Below are 12,159 nucleotides of genomic sequence, written 5' to 3'. Positions count from 1 at the left end.
GGATTTCAAAACTACAGACGCATCGGCATTACAACATACATTGATTCTGACTCGTCAACGCCTTCTATTAATACACTGCTGTTCGTATCCAACAGCGTAAATGTGACGTCTTCAGTTTTCAGCGTGTTCAGTACATCAAGCAAATAAGACACATTAAAGCCAATTTCTAGATCGTCACCTTGGTACATTACCTCGACGACTTCTTCTGCTTGTTCTTGCTCCGGGTTATTCGCACTGATTTTGAGCAGACCATTGGTCAGATTCAAACGCACACCGCGAAACTTTTCGTTTGAAAGAATAGACACACGTTGAAATGCACTACGTAACCACTCTCGGTTCGCAGTCACTATCTTATCCCCACCACGCGGCAATACACGGCGGTAATCAGGGAAACGACCATCCACTAATTTACTCGTAAATGTAAATTCAACATCGATTATACGAATATGATTTGCGCCAAACTGAATGGTAATTAGCGTATCGTCTGCAATCATCAAGCGCATAATTTCTTGCACGCCTTTACGAGGAATAATCAACTGACGTTGCATACCCACCGAACCAGCTAAATGCGTTTGAGACAGTGCTAAACGATGGCCATCTGTCGCGACCGTTTTAATGTCTTGATTGTCGACTTCAAAAGACATGCCATTTAAGTAGTAACGAACGTCCTGATTCGCCATAGAAAACGAAGTACTTTCTAACAAAGAACGTAGTTCTAAACGCGTGAGCTGAAATTCAACTTCACCGTCCCAAGATTCTAAATTAGGAAAATCTTCCGCAGCCAAAGTTGTTAATGAAAAACGGCTCTGGCCACTCGTTAACAACAGTTGGTGCTCTTGAGTCGCTAGGGTGAGCGTCGCACCATCCGGTAGGCTCTTACAGATATCAAGCAATTTCTTTGCTGGCAGCGTAATTTTCGCATCTGGCGCGGGTTGCTCTAATTCAACGCACGCAACTAACTCGATTTCGAGATCAGTACCTGTCATAGACAAAATACCGTCCTTCACTTCAAGTAATACATTCGCCAAAATTGGCAAGGTATGTTTGCGTTCAATAGCTCCAGACACTTGCATCAATGGCTTTAAAAACTGGTCTCTTGATATTGTTATTTGCATGAGTGTTTTGCCCTTTACGATGACAACGTTCTAATTAAGTTTTGGTAATCTTCTTTGACTTCATGAGATTCGTCGCGCAATGCTTTTACCTTGCGGCAAGCATGCAGCACGGTTGTGTGGTCTCGCCCGCCAAATGCGTCACCAATTTCAGGTAAACTGTGATTGGTTAATTCTTTTGACAAAGCCATCGCCACTTGACGAGGACGTGCAACCGAACGGCTGCGTCGTTTCGACAACAAATCCGACACGCGAATACGATAATATTCTGCAACGGTGCGTTGAATATTATCAATCGTCACTAATTTATCTTGCAGTGCTAATAAATCACGAAGAGCTTCTTTGACAAAGTCGATTGAAATTGGACGACCCGTAAAATTCGCGTTGGCGATAACACGGTTCAATGCACCTTCTAATTCACGCACATTGGAACGCAATTTTTTCGCAATAAAGAAAGCGACCTCATGCGGCAAATTGATATTACTTTGCTGCGCTTTCTTCATCAGAATTGCGACCCGCGTTTCTAATTCTGGTGGTTCGATTGCGATAGTTAAACCCCAACCAAACCGAGATTTAAGTCTGTCTTCTACCCCTTCGATTTCCTTCGGGTAACGATCAGACGTGAGAATAATTTGTTGATTACCTTCTAGTAACGCATTAAAGGTATGGAAAAATTCTTCTTGAGATCGCTCTTTGTTTGCAAAGAATTGAATGTCATCAATCATCAATGCATCAACACTGCGATAAAAACGTTTAAATTCTTCAATCGCGTTATTCTGTAACGCCTTCACCATATCCTGAACGAAACGCTCTGAATGCATATATACAATTTTGGCATCTTGTTTTTTCGCCAAAATTCCATTGCCAACGGCGTGAAGTAAGTGAGTCTTACCTAACCCCGTACCACCATAGATAAATACAGGGTTAAATGCAGAACCTGGATTATCGGCGACTTGCACAGCCGCCGCTTTAGCCAATTGGTTTGACTTACCTTCAACAAAATTATCAAACGTGTAGTTTTCTTTGATGTTTGTTTTAAAACCAGACTTTGGCGCAGGTTCTACTTTTTCAGGTTTTTCTTGCGTTCGTAGCTCATGACTGTGCGCACTGACTACGTCAACTTTAGCTGCTTGTACTTGTGGCATCATCGGTTTGCTACCGACATCAAAGCGCAACTCAGGCGCTTCATTACCACAAATTTCAACGAGCAGTTCATTAATACGGTTTAGGTACTTTTCGCGTACCCAATCAAGAACAAAACGATTTGGTGCATAAATCGTTAAGGTATCTTCGGTGCTTTCCGCTTGTAGGGGCCTTACCCACATATTGAATTGCTGAGCAGGAAGCTCGTCTTGCAATACATATAAACAACTTTGCCAAACCGACAGATACACAATGCACTCCAAGTAATCATCTAAGTTATCCCCGGACATCAATAAATGTACGTGATAACCTGTTATTATCGTTCTAATAAGAGGTGAAAGCCGGATATTATGAAGCTACTTTATCCACAAGTTCAATATTGACTTTTTTGAAAAAGACGATCTCAATCAAAAAACAAATTAAAGCGTTGATTATTAAGGTTATTTATTTTCACCAACTCATCTAGATCGTAGCATATTCTGGTTAAGATCTCACCCCAAAAGTTCGATCATTTTTAGTTTTCCAGAGCTTTTGGCCACTTTGTCTACATAAACTGTGGAAAACTCGATACATTATAGATCTTGCGAGATCTTCAAGTTGATCTTAAGATCAGCGCCACTGCCGCAAAGATGGCTCAGAACTGCCAAGACATCCATTCGTCCTTGCCGAAATTTCAGCAACTTGCCTGAAAAACAAGCACTGAAGAGCAGATTATGATTGACTTTATTGAGTCGCAGCAGTAATATCTCGCGCTCGCAATGGCACCTGTGCCAGGATCGCGACCTGCATAGGATGTTTTAACCTTAACCGATCGGATGGAATTGTTATGAAAAGAACTTTTCAACCTAGCGTATTAAAGCGTAAGCGTACTCACGGTTTCCGTGCTCGTATGGCTACAAAGAACGGCCGTAAAGTTTTAGCGCGTCGTCGTGCTAAAGGCCGTAAAGTACTAAGTGCATAAGCCTTAGTGAAAAGCTTTAGCTTTGGTAGGGAGTTACGTCTGTTAACTCCCTCTCATTACTCCAGAATCTTCCAAGAGCCTGCAAGGGCAGCCACTCCTTTCTTTACCTTATTAGCAAAACCAAATGAACAAGATGTACCACGTCTTGGGTTAACTGTTGCTAAAAAACACGTAAAGCAAGCGAACCAACGTAACCGTATTAAACGTTTAGCGCGTGAGAGTTTCCGTTTAAATCGCCATTCCTTAGATAACATTGATATCGTATTAATGGTTAAAAAAGGTATTGATGAGCAGAGCAACGAAGAAATCACAAAACAATTAACCAAATTGTGGCGCAAGATTAATGAACGTTGTCAGCCGGGTTACACCCCGCCTCCATTTACGCCACGTAACAACCAGCGTAATAAGTCGAATAAAGGCAAAGACAAACGCTAAACATCCACAATCATGGTAATAACAGCCAGATTGCGGTACTCTTAGCTCACCTTTTAATCATCGCGTATTCACCTCATGCTAAACGCATTGCGACGCTTTCTAAAATTTGTCGCGTTATCCCTGATCCGTGGTTACCAACGCTTTATTAGTCCGATGTTAGGACCGCATTGTCGATTCAATCCGACATGCTCTCATTACGCTATTTTTGCGATAAATTTGCACGGATTGCGAAAAGGGAGTTGGTTAGCAATGAAACGCATATTAAAATGTCACCCTTTAAATCCCGGTGGGGATGATCCTGTACCGGGAAAATCTGAGCCAAATAATCACCAACACGAGAAATAAGAGCTGTTATGGAATCGCAACGCACGTTTTTATTTATCGGTTTACTGCTTGTTTCTTTTTTACTATTCACTGAATGGCAAAAAGAAAACAACCAGCCAAAAGCTGATACCAGTGCCACACAAACTGTGACATCACCGTCACAAACTGCTTCGAATGCAGATGTACCAACCTCAAGTACAGGTTTACCTGCTCAAACAACACACGTTGATCGCCAAGTGATCACGGTTAAAACGGATGTTTTGGCTGTGAAAATCGACACGAAAGGTGGTGACATTGTTGAAGCAAAACTTTTGAAACACATGGAAAAGCACGGTAGTGATGTACCTTACCTGCTACTCGGTGAGTTTGATGGTAAACAATATGTTTCACAAAGTGGCTTAGTTGGTTTGAATGGCCCAGATGCGGCAGCACAAGGTCGTCCAGTCTATACGTCTGATAAAAGTGAATACACACTAACAGGTGATGAACTTGTAGTTCCTTTACACTTTGTGGATGACAAAGGTGTACAGTTTACTAAAACGTTTACTTTTAAAGCGAATAACTATGACGTAGGTGTTCGTTATGACGTAAACAACCCAACGGACGCGCCAATTCAAGTACAGCTGTACACGCAAATTAAGCGTACCGTACAAGATAAAGGCAGCATGGTTGATCAAACTTACCTAGGTGCGACTTACGGAACCTCAGAAGAGCCATATGAAAAGTACTCTTTCAAAAAAATGGCTGAAGCGAATCTGAATAAAACGACACAAGGTGGCTATATTGCCTTTATCCAGCACTATTTTGTTAGTGCATGGGTTCCAGATCAAACGACCAACAACTTAATTTATTCTGCGGTTCGTAATGGCCAAGGCATCATTGGTGTAAAAGCTGATCCAGTGAATATTGCGGCTGGTGACAATGCAGCGCTTACGGCTCAGTATTACATGGGTCCAAAAGACACGAAAACGCTAGAAGCTATCCACCCTGATCTTCATTTAACGGTGGACTATGGCTGGTTATGGTTTATCTCTTTACCATTACTGTCTCTTCTTAAGTTCCTTTACAGCGTCATCGGTAACTGGGGTGTATCCATCATTGCCATTACTATCGTCGTAAAATCACTGCTTTACCCACTGACAAAAGCACAATACACGTCAATGGCTAAAATGCGTATGTTGCAACCAAAAATGCAAGCGTTGAAAGAGCGTTTTGGTGATGACCGTCAGAAGTTTGGTCAAGCAATGATGGAACTTTATCGCAAAGAGCAAGTGAACCCTATGGGCGGCTGTTTCCCATTATTACTGCAAATGCCTATTTTCTTAGCGTTGTTCTACGTTTTCTTAGAATCAACAGAATTACGTCATGCTGAATTTGGTTTGTGGTTAACTGACCTGTCGTCTAAAGACCCATATTTTGTGCTACCAATCCTGTTTGGTGCGAGTATGTTCTTGACGCAGAAGTTACAACCAACAACAGTCACCGATCCAATGCAACAAAAAATGATGACTTGGATGCCTGTGATTTTCTCGGTATTTTTCCTTTGGTTCCCTTCAGGTTTAGTACTTTACTGGTTGGTTTCAAACCTAATCTCTATCGCACAGATGCTTTTCATCTACCGTGGTATGGAGAAGAAAGGCTTGAAAGTACGCGGTTAAACTCGTTTACAAATCACCAAACGCCTGCGTATTTGCAGGCGTTTTTGTTTGTGTCTAATCCGTTTCTGTTCTTATTATCCCTATTAAGCTTCTTTGCTCTCTCTTTCAGACAGCGACTGTCGAGACAACCCTATCCTCCAGCAGGCTCTAGCCACTTCCACCAGCAGCCTATTCTCTGCAATAACCTGTATAAAGCCACACATTCAGACAAAACGCGCCTCCGTTTAAATCCTAAAAGTAACCATATAAAACAAACTCTTGATAAATTTTGATACCGATTTTTGGTGGTTTTGATAGGGAATTATCAGTCTCTAAGCCATGCTCGCCGCACATTAATTTACAGCGAAGAGTAACCTATGATCGAAGCCCTATTACTAGACAGGTTAGCCTCTGCCTCCATCAGTTGGTGGCAATTACCAATGGCCCTTTTAGTTGGCGTATTAACAAGCTTTACCCCGTGTGTTTATCCTATCTTGCCAATTACCTTAGCGACTCTCACCCAGCAGCAACATCAACGATTTGCACCCTTTATCTACTGCTTGGGCTTCGCTGCCATATACGCAGCTCTCGGTTTCATTGCTGCGTGGACAGGCAGCCTTTTTGGCCAAGTAGCCACAACCCCTTGGGTACTCCTCGTGTTCGCCAATCTACTCTTGTATTTTGCAGCAGTCAGCAAAGGATTTCTCTCCTTACCCTCGCTTCCTTCCACCATTTCGAACACTCACTCTGCACCACTGTTGATGGGCATGGCCAGTGCTCTCGTTGCAGCACCTTGTACTTCCCCCGTATTAGGCGGTTTGTTGCTCTATGTCGCCAATGCGCAACAGCCAATACTCGGCGGCGCGTTGCTTTTTAGTTTTGCGCTTGGCATGAGCAGCCTACTGCTGATTGCCGGCTTGAGTACGCGATTTATCGCTCAATTGCCCAAATCGGCTACTTGGTTGAATCACATCACCACATTAACCGCACTGCTGCTTTTGGCGATGGCGCAATATTTTCTTATTCAAGCCGGCAAGAGCTGGATTTAATCCCCACAGGAGTATTTATGAAACGATCACCATTACTTTTACTGATCACCCTACTCAGTTGTTCTCTTATGGCAAAAGAGTATGCACCGTTAAGTACACAAACGCTTGATAGTCAACCTGTCAAAAGTCAGGGCAAAGTGACTTACCTTAAGTTCTGGGCAACGTGGTGTTCTTACTGCATCGAAGAAATGCCGTTATTGGTGCGTAGCTATGAACAAGCAAATGGAGGGTATCAAGTCATCGCCGTCAACATCGGCTTTAATCAATCCGAACGAGGTGTGCGCGCGTTCTTAAACAAACATCAGTATCAATTCCCAACCGTATTCGATGCTAGTGGAGAAATCACTCAACAATTCAAGGTCCTCGGTACACCACAACATATCTTAATCGACGAACATGGGCAGGAAATTTATCGGAGTGCACTTTTTACCGACGAATTAAAAACCCTGTTAGAAACCTACCAAGGAGGTAACTAATGTTACTTAGACAGGCCTTACTCATCGTGTTATGCGTATTTAAAACGGCAATCGTCAGTGCGCAAACGAAGGAATATGTGTTTATTAATATTTGGGATGAGTACCAACAACCCACTGCATTACCAATACCACTCGCACCGCGAACCATTTTGCAACCCGATCTCAATATTGATACTGCGAGTCTCCAACAATTTAAAGCGTCATTTCCAGATTACGCCAATCTCAATATCGATAGCCACAATCAACTTATGCGCACATTCGGTGTTCGACAAACGCCCTATCGCGTCATTGTTGAAGATGGCACGGTCGTGAAACGCGAAGCGCTCACCCCAGTACTCGCATCGTCTAACCATGTCGACGAAAAAATACCACTGCAAACGCTGTCAGGTAAATCGTTCGCTATCAACCACGTTGAGACTAAATATCGAGTGCTATTTCTGAGTGACAGCCTGTGCCCATTCCATCATTTGCCAAACTGCGAAACGCGCGTAAAGCAAAACAACGAATTGGCATCAGCCTCTATCTACCCTGTTATCACTATCATCAAACCATTTTACGTTGATATTCAAAATGCCCGTGACTATCAACAACGTTTTCTAGTGCAACAGGAAATTGTGTTCGATCACCACAATGAAGTATTTCGTCAGTTTGATGTTCATGAGTTGCCTTATTGGCTCGTACAAAACCAACAAGGTCAAGTGATATACCGAGGAAACAAAATGCCAACGCTACCAGCGCTATTTCACTAATTAATTGTCCATTTACTTTGGCAATATACACTGTAAGGTGCGTCAATAAGCCCCGTAATGACACTGGGAGTTGTCGCACTTTGTTGTTCTAGTTGCTGAAGTTGGGTTAACAGCAATCCACTGTTATTTAGTTCAGCAAGTTTAGCTACCAACTGTTGTTTTAATTGTTCTTGATGGTTCATTTGGGCCGCGACTGCCCCATACAGCAACACCAATTGCGATTCGCTGTGTGTCGGCATCAACAAAATCGCCTGCTCTGGTTCATTTTTTAGTAGATGTATATACATTTGAGTGTACTGTGCATAGGTTTCTACTTCACCCAATTGGAGTTGTTGATAGTCCGCAAATGCCAGCTGCGTTAATTGCTCTGCTGCAGAGAGGTTTCCCGCTTTTAACCAAGTCCAAGCAAATAATAATTTCACATTAGCGCGTGTAACGGGATACAGATAATCACTGTCCAACAACGCTTTATAAGCGGTTATCGCCTGCTGCAGCGCTTCGCTATCTCCACTTTGCAACGCGATGTCCATGTATGCCATGGCAATTAAAAGTTGTTGTTGCTCGTAACTTGGCAAAAAACGCTTATCGATGCGCTTTTGCATTAAATACTGAAGGGCTGTTTGCCCTTGGTGTAGCTGAATATAGTAAAAGCCAAGATACGACAGAATTTGTTGCTCCAAGAACTCGTAGCCACCTTGCTTTGCAAGTGCCAACGCGCGCAATAGGCTGGGTTCAGTAATCGTCACGGGCACCAAGTAATTTTGTCCGTACGCAAAAAGTGCCTGGATCAAACTCATTGTTTGCCCGGTTTGCTGATAGTACGTAATGGCTTGCTCTAAAACAGGTCTACTGTTTTGCAAATTCAGCAAGGTTTTTTCTATGGGGCCTGCAGCGGGTGGATTAGCTAAATAAAAACTGCGTCGCGCTTCGCTAAAGGCAAAAGAACGGCTCCCAATGAGCGTATGCGCTGCATTCATGGCGTGTTGATACGCTTCCCAGCGTTGTAGCGTCCAATACAAATCGGCTTGCAGTTGATAGGCCATCGCTATTAATTCAACTTGCTGGCTGCGCTGTGCCGATAATAAGGCTTGATCCGCCTGACTCAGTGCCTTGGTAAATTGTCCACGCGCCTTGTAAAACTCACCATAGTAGAGATAAAAACGGGCTTGGGTGGCAACTTTTGCTGAGGTCAGTGAAATTGCAGCAAAGCGTCGTTCCGCTTCCTCTATCTCACCCATCTGCCAACTCAACTGAGCCAGCTCTAGTTGACTCGGTACATGGTTTGGCATTTGCAGTAGAGCCGCGTCGAAATACGCTTTCGCGAGTTTAGGTCCTTGCTCCATCAGAGCCTGGACACCTCGATAATAATCACTCATGCCTCTGTTTATTGGCGTATCGGCGCTCTGTTGAGGTTGTTTGTGCATGTTTAATTGGGTAATTAGCTGACCTGCTACACTCGCAAATTGCTCATCGAGTTGCTCCACAACCAATTGTTGAGTTTGGTTTCCATAATGCGCTTCCAAGACAAAGCGTTGCTGCATCGGTTTGAGCGTTAGTGTGAGTTTATTTGCATTTTTTTCTGTTTCGAATTCGGCGTTCTGACTTTTTGGCAGCAATTGAAACTGATCATGCAATTGTTCTCGCAACGACGCCTCTAGCGCATACCCCCACCACGCATTCGCATCAACTCCCGTTTCATTTTGTAGAGGAAAAATGATCAAACGCGTTTTATTGATCGATTGAAAAGGTACATGATCAGCGGAAAAAAGGGTTTTCATACCCACCCCACCGACGGTTAAAAAAACCATCAAAACAGCCGCCCATGTTACTTTATTCAAAACTTCTGCACGGCGCTTTTTTGGACTTTCGACGGGACAAATCCAATGATAGCCCTGTTGAGGTACCGTTTTGATAAAAATAGGCTGCTGTGCGCTGTCGTTTAATGCCTGACGTAGCTCCGTTATACTTTGCGTTAGCGCAGCTTCGCGGAATTCTCCGTGTTGCCACAAGGCAGATAATAACGCTTCGCGTGTCACCGTTTGGTTGGGATGCGTTAGAAAGTAACTCAATAACTGTGCAACCTTAGGTCGCAGTGCAATCTGCTCTTCCTCACAATACAAACTTAACGAGGCTAAATCGAAGCGATACTGACGAAAATACAACACAGGAAGAAATGTCCTTAAACAAGTATTAAACAGCGCAACAAGGTGTAGATATTGTCCACTTACTATACCTGACAAATCTCGATTGCTGTACAATTAAGCATATTAAACCGTCAGTCAAAGAGTCGTCATGATTGCACAAGACACCATAGCCGCTCAGGCTACCGCACCCGGTCGCGGTGGCGTTGGCATTATTCGAGTATCTGGACAGCTTGCAAAGCAAGTTGCCGAGCATATTTTAGGAAAGTGTCCTAAGACACGATACGCCGAATATCTGCCGTTCAAAACCCTTGCAGGAGAACAACTCGATCAAGGTATCGCCCTGTTTTTTAAAGGACCGAATTCATTTACCGGTGAAGATGTACTGGAATTACAAGGCCACGGCGGGCCTGTAGTGATGGACATGTTGTTACGCGAAATTAGTCAATTAGATGGTGTACGCCTAGCAAACCCAGGTGAATTTTCTGAACGTGCCTTTTTAAACGATAAACTGGATTTAACCCAAGCCGAAGCGATTGCCGATTTAATCAATGCAACCAGTGAACAAGCGGCAAAAAGTGCGCTGCATTCTATGCAAGGCAATTTTTCAAAACACATTCATACGCTGGTGGAGCAAGTGATCCATTTACGTATGTACGTTGAAGCTGCTATCGATTTCCCCGATGAAGAAATCGATTTTCTGTCGGATGGTAAGGTTGCCAACGATCTCAATAAAATCATCGACCAATTGAGTGAAGTCCGCGTCCAAGCGAAGCAAGGCTCCATTATGCGCGAAGGCATGAAAGTGGTTATTGCAGGTCGACCAAATGCTGGTAAATCAAGCTTACTTAATGCTTTAGCTGGCCGCGAAGCTGCCATCGTCACCGATATTGCGGGAACAACGCGTGACGTATTGCGTGAACACATTCATATTGATGGCATGCCGCTGCATATCATTGATACAGCTGGTCTTCGAGAAAGTCCTGACAAAGTAGAGCAAATTGGAATTGAACGCGCTTGGGACGAGATCCGGGGTGCAGACCATGTTCTCTTTATGGTTGATGGACTCGAAACCAGTGAAAGCGATCCCACCAAAATTTGGCCCGATTTTATGGCTAAATTGCCGCAAGGGATGGCTGTTACCGTCGTTCGTAATAAAATCGATCTCAGTGACGAACAAGCTGGGTTGTGCCAGCAAGGTGCCTACCCTGTGCTGCGTTTAAGTGCCAAAGACGAACTTGGCATTGATTTACTACGTGAGCATTTAAAGGCGTGTATCGGCTTCCAAGGTGCGACAGAAGGTGGATTTATGGCGCGTCGTCGCCACCTCGATGCGCTTGAACGTGCAGCTGAGCATCTCGAGATTGGTCGAGATCAACTGGAAATGCACATCGCAGGCGAAATTTTGGCCGAAGAGCTGCGCCTCACTCAACAATATCTTAACGAGATCACCGGAGAATTTAGTTCGGATGATTTACTTGGCAAGATTTTCAGCTCTTTCTGTATCGGAAAATAAGCCCAATTTAGTTGAGTTGGCGGTTCTGCCGACTCAACTAGCTTCCCCCATAATTCCCTATCCCAAGCTCAAAAATAAGCTGATTTAAACTTTTCTGCGTACAAATTAACGGCAGAATTCATAAAAGCGACAACCCTCAACACACAACAATGAGCACCAATGAGTCTCTCGTTAGCCTCATTTCCACACAATGATCTCAAAAACATCCATGTTTAGCACTTTGACACGGTCAAGTTGTGTGCGGTTTGAGCCAAAAAAAGCAAATCTACGCGTGCAGATGTTCTCTTTTTTACCATACATTCCATTTTTTTAGATTTTTTTCTTATATTGATCATCTTTTTAGGATCCATTCCTAGAGACCAATCTACGCGGTTTTTGTCACTATCCACAGACTTTCTTCCACAGGTGAGCAAAATGGTATATTCCGCTCAAAACACACCGATATTTATGGTGTATTTTAATCGCAATGTTCGATCCAAAAGCTCAGTTTTACGCAATTAGCTCCCTGCTTATCCACAATTAGATCACTTTGTTACGCAACTATAAATACAATAAATAACAAATAAAATCATTAGGTTATTTTAAATATTAGCCATTTTGCCTAGTTTTGTCTCGA

Annotated in this window: 11 protein-coding genes and 1 pseudogene; 9 read left to right on the top strand and 3 right to left on the bottom strand. The window is 43.4% G+C overall.

The window, feature by feature from the left end; translation table 11 throughout:
- Positions 1 to 11 precede the first annotated feature (11 nt).
- On the bottom strand, positions 12 to 1,115 hold the full coding sequence (gene dnaN, locus J5O05_RS10100) for a DNA polymerase III subunit beta (RefSeq protein WP_208841963.1): 1,104 nt from the start codon (positions 1,113 to 1,115) through the stop codon (positions 12 to 14).
- Positions 1,116 to 1,129: 14 nt separating this feature from the next.
- Positions 1,130 to 2,506, bottom strand: coding sequence for a chromosomal replication initiator protein DnaA (gene dnaA / locus J5O05_RS10095; RefSeq protein WP_208841962.1), 1,377 nt, complete (start codon positions 2,504 to 2,506; stop codon positions 1,130 to 1,132).
- Positions 2,507 to 3,081: 575 nt separating this feature from the next.
- On the opposite strand from dnaA, the gene rpmH reads away from it, so the two are divergent.
- The 8 genes and pseudogenes from rpmH (at position 3,082) to J5O05_RS10060 (ending at position 7,886) form a co-directional block, all read left to right on the top strand.
- Positions 3,082 to 3,216 carry a 50S ribosomal protein L34 gene (gene rpmH / locus J5O05_RS10090; RefSeq protein WP_010376846.1) on the top strand — a complete coding sequence of 45 codons (135 nt, stop codon included), beginning with the start codon at positions 3,082 to 3,084 and terminating at the stop codon, positions 3,214 to 3,216.
- A gap of 6 nt (positions 3,217 to 3,222) precedes the next feature.
- A complete protein-coding gene (gene rnpA / locus J5O05_RS10085) occupies positions 3,223 to 3,651 on the top strand; it encodes a ribonuclease P protein component (RefSeq protein WP_208841961.1) in 429 nt (142 codons plus the stop codon).
- Positions 3,652 to 3,726: 75 nt separating this feature from the next.
- The gene (yidD, locus tag J5O05_RS10080; protein ID WP_208841960.1) at positions 3,727 to 3,996 is read left to right on the top strand and encodes a membrane protein insertion efficiency factor YidD; all 270 of its coding nucleotides are present in this window, start codon (positions 3,727 to 3,729) and stop codon (positions 3,994 to 3,996) included.
- Positions 3,974 to 4,021: pseudogene (locus J5O05_RS22855) on the top strand (hypothetical protein); the annotation flags it as partial. The gene yidD and the pseudogene J5O05_RS22855, both read left to right, overlap by 23 nt.
- On the top strand, positions 4,005 to 5,633 hold the full coding sequence (gene yidC / locus J5O05_RS10075) for a membrane protein insertase YidC (protein ID WP_208841959.1): 1,629 nt from the start codon (positions 4,005 to 4,007) through the stop codon (positions 5,631 to 5,633). The pseudogene J5O05_RS22855 and the gene yidC, both read left to right, overlap by 17 nt.
- Before the next feature lie 356 nt (positions 5,634 to 5,989).
- Complete coding sequence (locus J5O05_RS10070; protein ID WP_208841958.1) at positions 5,990 to 6,661, top strand: cytochrome c biogenesis protein CcdA; 672 nt, start codon at positions 5,990 to 5,992, stop codon at positions 6,659 to 6,661.
- Positions 6,662 to 6,678: 17 nt separating this feature from the next.
- Positions 6,679 to 7,137 carry a TlpA disulfide reductase family protein gene (locus J5O05_RS10065; RefSeq protein ID WP_208841957.1) on the top strand — a complete coding sequence of 153 codons (459 nt, stop codon included), beginning with the start codon at positions 6,679 to 6,681 and terminating at the stop codon, positions 7,135 to 7,137.
- Positions 7,137 to 7,886, top strand: coding sequence for a TlpA family protein disulfide reductase (locus J5O05_RS10060; RefSeq protein WP_208841956.1), 750 nt, complete (start codon positions 7,137 to 7,139; stop codon positions 7,884 to 7,886). Before J5O05_RS10065 ends, J5O05_RS10060 begins: the two co-directional genes overlap by 1 nt.
- On the opposite strand, the gene J5O05_RS10055 is transcribed toward J5O05_RS10060, so the two are convergent.
- Positions 7,883 to 10,051, bottom strand: a complete 2,169-nt coding sequence (locus J5O05_RS10055; RefSeq protein ID WP_208841955.1) for a winged helix-turn-helix domain-containing protein — start codon at positions 10,049 to 10,051, stop codon at positions 7,883 to 7,885. The two genes, J5O05_RS10060 and J5O05_RS10055, sit on opposite strands and share 4 nt — an antisense overlap.
- A 127-nt stretch (positions 10,052 to 10,178) precedes the next feature.
- Between J5O05_RS10055 and mnmE the strand changes: the two genes are divergently transcribed.
- The gene (gene mnmE / locus J5O05_RS10050; protein ID WP_208841954.1) at positions 10,179 to 11,543 is read left to right on the top strand and encodes a tRNA uridine-5-carboxymethylaminomethyl(34) synthesis GTPase MnmE; all 1,365 of its coding nucleotides are present in this window, start codon (positions 10,179 to 10,181) and stop codon (positions 11,541 to 11,543) included.
- Positions 11,544 to 12,159: the final 616 nt, after the last annotated feature.

Source organism: Pseudoalteromonas xiamenensis, assembly GCF_017638925.1.
In the GTDB taxonomy this organism is placed as follows: domain Bacteria; phylum Pseudomonadota; class Gammaproteobacteria; order Enterobacterales; family Alteromonadaceae; genus Pseudoalteromonas; species Pseudoalteromonas xiamenensis.
Note: the sequence above shows the minus strand (reverse complement) of the source record. Positions and strands in the feature narration are given on the sequence as shown.

What these genes read in the sequence shown, in the direction of transcription:
- J5O05_RS10065 (WP_208841957.1), top strand. Translation starts at nt 6,679, where the DNA reads ATGAAACGATCACCATTACTTTTACTGATCACCCTACTCAGTTGTTCT.
- dnaN (WP_208841963.1), bottom strand. Translation starts at nt 1,115, where the DNA reads ATGCAAATAACAATATCAAGAGACCAGTTTTTAAAGCCATTGATGCAA.
- rpmH (WP_010376846.1), top strand. Translation starts at nt 3,082, where the DNA reads ATGAAAAGAACTTTTCAACCTAGCGTATTAAAGCGTAAGCGTACTCAC.
- yidD (WP_208841960.1), top strand. Translation starts at nt 3,727, where the DNA reads ATGCTAAACGCATTGCGACGCTTTCTAAAATTTGTCGCGTTATCCCTG.
- yidC (WP_208841959.1), top strand. Translation starts at nt 4,005, where the DNA reads ATGGAATCGCAACGCACGTTTTTATTTATCGGTTTACTGCTTGTTTCT.
- J5O05_RS10060 (WP_208841956.1), top strand. Translation starts at nt 7,137, where the DNA reads ATGTTACTTAGACAGGCCTTACTCATCGTGTTATGCGTATTTAAAACG.
- mnmE (WP_208841954.1), top strand. Translation starts at nt 10,179, where the DNA reads ATGATTGCACAAGACACCATAGCCGCTCAGGCTACCGCACCCGGTCGC.
- J5O05_RS10070 (WP_208841958.1), top strand. Translation starts at nt 5,990, where the DNA reads ATGATCGAAGCCCTATTACTAGACAGGTTAGCCTCTGCCTCCATCAGT.